The sequence below is a fragment of the Bacillus cereus group sp. Bce019 genome, from assembly GCF_051781745.1.
Lineage (GTDB): Bacteria > Bacillota > Bacilli > Bacillales > Bacillaceae_G > Bacillus_A > Bacillus_A cereus.
Genome location: NZ_JBPWJX010000089.1, coordinates 1 through 296, shown reverse-complemented (window position 1 = coordinate 296; position 296 = coordinate 1). Strand labels below are relative to the sequence as shown.

The window sequence follows — 296 nt, the reverse complement described above, 5'->3', positions numbered from 1 at the left end:
TCCTCTACTTCCCTTCCAACTAGTTCATTCTTAACAAGCCCTCTAAACGTTTTAAATTGCTCTTTAAAGACTTTTTTCGTTTGTTGATATAAAACCTTTACGTTTATCTTCAAATCGTTTATATGAGCTTGTAACGAGCCTATTTTTGTATGTAATTCTTTATTTCTGTCTCTCAACTCCGCATTAATCTGATGAGATGCTTTTAAATTGTTAAACAAGCCCTCTACTTGCAGGTGTAATTTTTTATTTTCTTGAACCAAATCTGTAGTTTGCAAACGTTCATAATCCCTTTTGAC

The 296-nt window shown here is 32.4% G+C and carries 1 pseudogene; it reads right to left on the bottom strand.

Going from position 1 to position 296, the window contains the following annotated elements:
- Window positions 1-275: pseudogene (locus ACS2QP_RS27565) on the bottom strand (hypothetical protein); the annotation flags it as partial.
- Window positions 276-296 lie beyond the last annotated feature (21 nt).